Annotated in this window: 4 protein-coding genes; all 4 read right to left on the reverse strand. The window is 47.5% G+C overall.

Annotation, left to right across the window (positions count from 1 at the left end; translation table 11 throughout):
• A partial coding sequence (locus Q8L79_RS06645; protein WP_305269315.1) for a hypothetical protein occupies window positions 1-276 on the reverse strand: 276 nt, incomplete at its 3' end.
• Between the two features lie 88 nt (window positions 277-364).
• The gene (locus Q8L79_RS06650; protein ID WP_305269317.1) at window positions 365-1963 is read right to left on the reverse strand and encodes a ShlB/FhaC/HecB family hemolysin secretion/activation protein; all 1599 of its coding nucleotides are present in this window, start codon (window positions 1961-1963) and stop codon (window positions 365-367) included.
• A gap of 78 nt (window positions 1964-2041) precedes the next feature.
• Window positions 2042-3382, reverse strand: coding sequence for a FecR domain-containing protein (locus Q8L79_RS06655; RefSeq protein WP_305269320.1), 1341 nt, complete (start codon window positions 3380-3382; stop codon window positions 2042-2044).
• Between the two features lie 28 nt (window positions 3383-3410).
• The coding region (locus tag Q8L79_RS06660) for a beta strand repeat-containing protein (protein WP_370869890.1) at window positions 3411-7127 on the reverse strand (3717 nt) is incomplete at its 5' end.

Raw genomic sequence — 7127 nt, forward strand, 5'->3', positions numbered from 1 at the left:
CTGAATGAACCGGGTGAGTTCGTTTTGAGCGATGCTGAAGTTTTGCCAGTTGATAATCGCATTGGGGCTGTTGGTGACGACGGTCACGCCCGGCGTGGCGGTATCAATGCTGACTTGCCCGCTTATGATTTGCGCGCCGTCCGGATTGGCGTATGAAAAAGAAGGGTAGAGTATCGCTAAAATAGCCAGATTGAGTGCGCGACGCAGCGGCAAGCTTGCGCCAAACAATGACTGCCGGTGCGCGGACTGTTTTTTCCGATAGGTTTTCATGGTCATAAAGTGCACTTTAATTATTTTATTACATTATATTGACTGCTAAATAAGTCCCTTAAATTTAGAATTGGTAGAAAGTGTGACTAAACCTTCAATACTTAAATACAATATTGGCGTGAATACGGTTGTTGCCCGCCTTGGTCGTTCCCGATTCAGCAGTGTCCAGCGCAGTGGCAAAGGCAATATTACCCATGAAATACTCACGCCATTGATAGCGCGCACCAACTCCCGTACCGCTCAGATGCCAGTCTTTGATTTGCCCCGGCGTTGTACTTTGCAAACGACCATGCCCATAATCATAAAATGCGAATAAATTAACTTGTTGCCAAGCGGGCGTGGTGACTTCAAACTTTACAATCTGACCACTGTCTGCCCCGGTTTCGCGTTGTTCATAGCCTCTCACATCAAAACTGCCGCCAATACCGAGTTGCTCTCCGGCTATGAGTGAACTGTGGCTTTGCTGACCGGTAAAGGTGGTTTGCATCAGCCATTCTTTAACATTAACCGAAAAACTGCTGCCAAAACGCAACAAATCCCAATTTTGCTTGGCATTAAAGCGAGCCGCTTGATAATGTGCCTGGGTATTGTGTCCACCGAAGTCGGTATTGCCCACCCACTGCACATAATAGCCGGTGTGGGTGTTTTGCCAGGGATACTCGCCTTTATAAAGTACACTAAACGGCGCACTACGGACATTGGCGCCCACCTGGATATTTTGAAATTGAACATCATTGATGAAATAGCGATTATCAATGCCTAAATCCAGGCTATGCTCATATTTGCCCAATTTGGGTAAAAACTGCTGATAATGAATACCATACATTTCACCCGATCCGGTCACTGTTAAATCGGTTGCCACCGTACCCGTATTAACCGAGGAATTGGCGTAATAAGCGCTCAGCCAGCCTTTGAGCTGATAGATAGGCAAGCTGTAACTGGCACCGTATTGTTGGACAGTATTGGCGTGATCAGGGGAGATAGAGTAACTGCCGTTGACGATATGATCTAATCCCCACAAATTGCTGTACTGCAGTGCGCCGGTCAGCCGGTAATCACCGGAGGTGGGGGTGCCGTAATTATTGGCAATTAAAGACACCTGGTAAGGGCGGTGTTCGGATACCACAATATTAGCATCCAGTTTATCGGGAGTTTGACTGGGTTTAAAGGTTAATTGTAACTGCTTCGAGGGGTGTTTGTTGGCCACTTTGATGGCTTCTGCCAATGCCTGCGTATTGGGCGACTCAGGCTTATTAAGAACCGGCAAGCTGGCAATAATATTGTTCCGGGTAAAGTATTTATTCCCGGTTACTTCAATTTCACCCAAGGTAAAGGAGATAACTTGCAGCTTTACATCGCCGGTAGCCAGCGTTTGCGGTGGCACTATAACCCGATAAAACGGATATCCCTGTTCGCGAATAATCAGCTCAAGCGCCTTACTGACTTCCTGCAACTCTTTGAGCGAGTACGGTCGATTTTGTAGCGGTTTAAAATGGTCGTCAATAAACGCTTGAGAAAGTGGCGATAAACCTTCAACCGAAAAATGCTTAACATTAAACTTGAATTCCGGCGGCGCAGCGGCCAAGCAAAACGCTTGCGGGATCAGGCATAAACTGGCAGTAACTAAGACTAATCTGACTAGGCGGGTAGTAAAACAATGAATTTTTTTATCCATTTTTTGTATTTTTTTCATGACTTTTTATGTTGTAGCTGAATCATTTTCAGCGTTACCCGTGTAGAGACGTTGAAGTACAACGCCTCTACATTTACATTATATGGTACAACCTTCAAGTGAGTTGTCCGCATCATCGAATGAACTTCCATTATTAGACGGATTGTTCTCGGGTGTTGCATCATTCGATTGATCGGATGTTACGACGTCACCATTCGAGTTTGCAGAACTGCTTTCACCTTCATTTACCGTGGTTTTTTCACCTTTGTTATTCTCAACAGCAGTATTCCCGCTAGTAGACTTAACAAGAGTATCTCCTTTGGCGGGAGGCTTTTCTTCAAACACTTTCTTGGGATCGGATTTATTGGTATCCGGTCTGGGTTCGGAGGGCTGTGGGGCATTCGGCGGTGTCGGATATATCTGAGGTATACCATTTTGACCGGAAGTGGAACTGCTATTTCCCTCCGGCACATCAAATTCTCCCGCTTCATTATGCAAAAAGGATAGCCCTTGCCAAGTGGAATGATCAAGACTTGTTCCGTCTGTATATGAGTCTGTGCCTGTGCCTCTTATACCGATAGTGGCGACCGGAGTATCTAAGGCAAAAGCATCATGAGCGTTTTTTCCGATACTCCCGGTTAATGCGCGTAACCCTCCGGTGGTTAAACGCAACAAGATCTGATCTTTTTTGTCTTTAATCTGATAGTTATATTGCTTGATATCCAGTTCGCTGTCAGCTTGTAGAGTGACTTTTTCACCATCAGGAAATACCAGAAGCGCATAACTATCCTTTTCGCTATAAATGGCGTCGGAGTTATACAGGGGTTTTCCCAGTGACAGGGGCCGCTCTTTTGCATTTTTGTCGGCACGGTTTATCGCGCTCACTACACCTTTAATGTCAACTACACGGGCCACTACGCTTTGCTCGGTTCTTACCGCATTGGCAGCTGCTTCTTTTCCTTTTTCTTCGCAATCCTTGTCACAAATGCGCACGGTAAACTCTGCTTTTTCGGATTTTGGTTTAACCGTGGATGTAGGTGTTTTTATTTGAAAATTTTCCGGATTACCCTGCGCAATATCACCGGTGCTGGTGTTAACGCCGCCTTGATGTAACACCAACTGCGCCGTTTTATGGGCAGACTGGCTGTCATAATGATCAATGCTGAAGTTGCTGTTAGGGCGCACGGTGATCTTGGCGCCGTCGGTAAATTCGACAATCACAAAACTGCGTTCGGTAGTCTGGATATTGTCGCCCTGAAAAATTTCCGTATCCTTGCCGAGAATTCGAGGCGCTTCCCCTGGTTGCTGGGCGGCATTACTGCCTTTCACAAAGCTAATATGACCGACGACTAGAGGCTCTGCATAAACGGGCAGGGCAACGACTAATAAGCACAGCCATAAACCATAACTTTTAACGAGTTGGGTTATTTGAATAGACATGGTGGTTGTAGAGAAAGGGGATGAATTATCATTTCGTGCACTGTTGAAGTTTTTTGCCTTTTTCTACTGAGGAACCAGCAGATCCGTCAGTGCTGTTATTGCTACTACCCAATTCATTGGTTAATAGCTGTCCTGATTGGAGCGTTGTCCCCAACACCCCTGCGGTAGTTTTATTTGTGGAATCCACCAAAGTGTTGCTCAGCTCTTCAGTAACAGTAATTTCATTGGTGGAATCCGTCAAAGCGTCGCTCAGCTCTTCAGTAACGATCGTTGACTTTGGCATAATGGTGTATTCGGCCACATTCCCTGTATCATCAGAAATAAAATAACCCATATTATTGCCTAATCCGGCATTATAGATAATGTTGTAACTGCCTGTAGATGAGCTTGCCGTAGCATCAGTCGAGAAAATGGCTGTGCCTGCAATATCAGCGCTGGTAACTGTATCGCCGTCAATATAACCCGTTAATGTATAACCTAGTCCGGCCAGGCTGATAGGGCTTCCGTAGGTGCTACTGGCCGTCCACGGTGCAACATGCAGCACTGGCGTAATGCTGTAAAGCAATCCATTGCCGGTGGTGGGAATGCTGTAGCCAGTGCAACCGGTCGCGTATTGGCAGCCATAATGTTTGAATGATGGGGTTAACCCGCCCAAAGTGTTGCTGGTTGGACTGTTTGAATATACCAGCCAGCGGCCGGTACCGGAAACATTGAGAGCGCCGCTACCGACAGTGTTAATGTAATTACCGCTTGTGGTAGCGAGTATCAGGTTCTCGTTTAACCCAACAGAAAGCGCCCCATTTTGGACAATATTGCCACTTGCAACCAATGTCATATCATCACCGGCTCTGATGCCTCCTGCGCCTATGGTTAATAGACCGCCGGCAGTCAAATGTATATCGCCAGTCGATGCTACATTGCTACAGCCGCCCGATATTGAACAGGTGTCAATGCCGTTTAAATTGTAGGTGGAGTTTGTGGTACCTCCGCTCATTTGTGTGACGGTGAAACCCTGTCCATTAACAAAGGTAAAGTTGTGCCCTAAGGTTTTGGCGGCAAGATTGGTGATGTTATTAACCGCATTGAGTAACACTGTACCGTTTGCCTCAATGCCAAGATCCTGTACGTTAATGGCGGTAGTGCTTTGTGTGACACCACTGTTACTGATTAAGCCGATGCGGGTGGTTGTTGTGTTCCTGTCAGTCAGGGCTGAGCCGTTATAGGTGATGCCGCTAACAAAAATGGCTCCCGCAGTATCGTTACCGATGCCAATAACGGGGGAGGACACTTTCCACAGCTCAGTTATGCTTAGACAAGTTCCAGTACCGCCAATACATGCTGCACCGACAGTGATAGGACGACCCGCAGTATAGGGTCGGATATCTACTTGACCGCCGACGACGCTACCATAATTTGCAGCATCCCATGTCAGCGTATCCATTGTCAGATCCACACTGGAGGTGCCGGCATTTATAGGTCGACCAATACTTAAGGCGTTGGAAACAAGACGTATGGATTGGTTATTGGTAGTAATGCCATTCAATGTTGTGACGCCATCGGCCGATAGCAGACTGGTCACGGCAAGGTTGCTGCCTGAAAAAAGATCAAAATTACCTGTGCCTGAAGTCAAATCAGCGGCGAGCTTAGCTATGTTGTTGCCGCTATTAAGTAGATTCACCGATCCAATGATTTTTAGCGCCAAGCCACCGCTACTAAGATTCGCCCCTGTTTGCTGGTTAATACCCACGCCAGACTCCAAAGCGATATTATTGGCAGAAGGCGCTGTAATACCACTGACGCCATCCACCGTGGCAATGGTCAGCAAGCTGGAAGAGCGGTACCGGAAATCACCTGCTGAGGCCGAACCGGAAATGACCCCGGCGGAATTGGCTTCGGTTAATGTCACTAAAGTTCCCGATAAATTCAGTCCAGGCACGGCGGCGATTGTTGCGCCAGCCTGCTGGGTAATGGCGCCGCCGGAAGTCAGGTTTAGTGCAGTGCTAATATTCGCCAATGCCAGTGCCGATTTAATGTCAATTGCACCGCTGCTGATGTCGCCTATACGCAAAATAGGGGTCGTGATGGTATTTAACTCGGCGTTGCTGAGTTCAAGTGTGCTCAACAAGTCGGTGGTGCCTGCGCCAAGGTCAATGGCGTTGGTGCTTAAGAGACTGACAGAGCTGCTGCCATTGATTGTGCCGCCAGCCAGCGCCATCTTACCGGCCTTGAAAATAACATTGGCGGCGCTTAAGGCGGCGCTATGGGTGATAGTGCCGGTCGATGTACTCGCGGGCGTGGCAATGTTGGCGTTCCACCCGGCGCCCAATGTCATATTGCCAGCAGTGCTCAGATTATTGTTCAGCGTAATGTTACCCTTGGCCCACCATTCTGTATTGCCCGTATAGGTTGCAGTGGGTATTATCCAATCGGTGTTGCTGGTTCCATTGGCGAAAAATTTAGTATTGGCAAATGTATTCGTGCCGGAAAATGCCAATGAGCCTTTTTCTTCTCTTAATAGGGTAAGGACGCTGGTGCTAACATTATTGAAATTCACAGTAGGTGAGTAGCTTGAAACCGCATAACCAATCTGGAGTCGTCCCGGTCCATTGATGGATGTACCGTCAAACTTGTTTAAGCCTGAGTGATTCTCCGGAATCCATAGCGTTATACCGCTGTCAATATTGATAGTGCCGGCAGCGACATTAAGATGCTGCATGGACAAGCCGGAGTGCAGATTGAGTATCCCTCCGGCAACTTGTGAGAACTTGGCTTCCCATGAGGTGCTTTGATTGACATTAATGGTGCCGGCATTATTGACAATACCTTCCTGGTTGCCTGAATTGCTAAGGAATGACCAATCGCCGGTAGTGCCGATGTTTAATACACCTCCGGTAAGGTTGTCGAAAGTCGATAATGAGGACAGATAAGGGCGGATAACCGATTTGCCCAGCATATTAATGGTTCCGCTATTTTCCCAGATCTTTCCACCGGATAGTTGCGCTTCAATACTGGATCCTTGACCATTCAAGCTCAGAGTGGCTCCGCTCTCAACTATTACCTTTCCGGTTCCTGGATTGAATACCGTGATTAGATTTCCTGTACCGGTAGTTGCGGTGGTTTCTATTGTCGTATTGCTGGAAGAGAGAAACTTAATATTATTGAAAGCATTAAAAGTTAGTGTGGTCGAAAACGCATCAGCTGAATTCTTGCTGAGAACAATAGCGCCATTAGACCCATCAAATAAAATATCGCCGGTTCCTGCTGTACCTGTACTCGATGTGGTCAGAGAAACAATGGCATAGCCGCTAAGAGCTTGATTAATTGTGTAATCGGATATTGTGGAGTTTGTCGTATCCAACGATGGCGCAAATGGGTTAGCTACACTGATGTTCGCATCTGACGACGTGCCGGTGGCATGAATAATTTTAATGTTGTTAGGATCAAGCAGCCAGTTACCCATAGCGCCGTTCGCAGCCGAAGCGTTGACACGAATGCCCTCAACATCGAGATATTGATGTCCGGATGTTTCGATAAAACCGCCGTTGCCGGATTGCGTACCGCCTTTGGTGCTGATCGAGCCATACGCTCGCGTCGTATTGTCTGCCCATGCAATGACCTTGCCGCCGTCGCCATGGGTTTTGGCATCGGCTTTGATGGTCGTGCCCCGGCCTATATAGGTAGCCTTGGCATTATGGACATTCGGGTTCTTGCCCTGATAATCGCCGCCGATCAACACCTGTCCGCC

The sequence above is a fragment of the Methylobacter sp. genome, from assembly GCF_030680395.1.
Classification (GTDB): domain Bacteria; phylum Pseudomonadota; class Gammaproteobacteria; order Methylococcales; family Methylomonadaceae; genus Methylobacter_A.

Bases quoted from the DNA above. Each gene is read 5' to 3' on its own strand.
- Q8L79_RS06650 (WP_305269317.1), bottom strand. From the start codon at position 1,963: ATGAAAAAAATACAAAAAATGGATAAAAAAATTCATTGTTTTACTACC.
- Q8L79_RS06655 (WP_305269320.1), bottom strand. From the start codon at position 3,382: ATGTCTATTCAAATAACCCAACTCGTTAAAAGTTATGGTTTATGGCTG.